Source organism: Paraburkholderia sp. RL17-373-BIF-A, assembly GCF_046030175.1.
In the GTDB taxonomy this organism is placed as follows: domain Bacteria; phylum Pseudomonadota; class Gammaproteobacteria; order Burkholderiales; family Burkholderiaceae; genus Paraburkholderia.
The window spans coordinates 1-499 of record NZ_JARESO010000409.1 but is presented as its reverse complement, the minus strand read 5'-3'; the positions used below and the strand labels follow the sequence as shown (position 1 = coordinate 499).

The window sequence follows — 499 nt, the reverse complement described above, 5'->3', positions numbered from 1 at the left end:
ATTAAAAATCCGCCACATCTCGGCCTAAGCGGCTGATTTGAATGCGAAATCGATGGTCGGATCGAGCGGTGGAACGGAGCGCAGGAGATCCAGCAGATAGTCCCCGAACCGGTTGATGTGCTCCCGCCGGTACGGCGACAGCACCTTGAGGACATCAGCGTCGACAGGATGCCCCTTCTCCTGCAGTTCCTTCAGTTTGCGTGACATCCACTGCACGTTGTACAGGAGCACCATGTTCGCGACGAGGTGGTTGTACTTGATCACCTTGCGCTGCTCGTACCGGACGTTTTCGGCGATAACACCTTCGCCGCCGAACATCAGCCACTGCGCGAAGTCGTTGAACTGCTCGCTCTTGTTGGTCGCCGCGTGAATTGTGCGACGCAGGTCCGGTTCATTGAGATATTTGAGCAGGAACAGCGTCCGGGTCACGCGCCCCAGCTCCCGGAATGCGAAGTAGAGCTTGTTTTTCGTGCTCTCCGAGCCGAGGCGGCGCAGGATT

General features: G+C 57.7%; 1 protein-coding gene. It reads right to left on the bottom strand.

Annotation, left to right across the window (positions count from 1 at the left end; all coding sequences use genetic code 11):
* Positions 1-24: 24 nt before the first annotated feature.
* Positions 25-499: Tn3 family transposase (locus P0D80_RS51135; RefSeq protein WP_408296599.1), on the bottom strand; the 475-nt coding region annotated here is incomplete at its 5' end.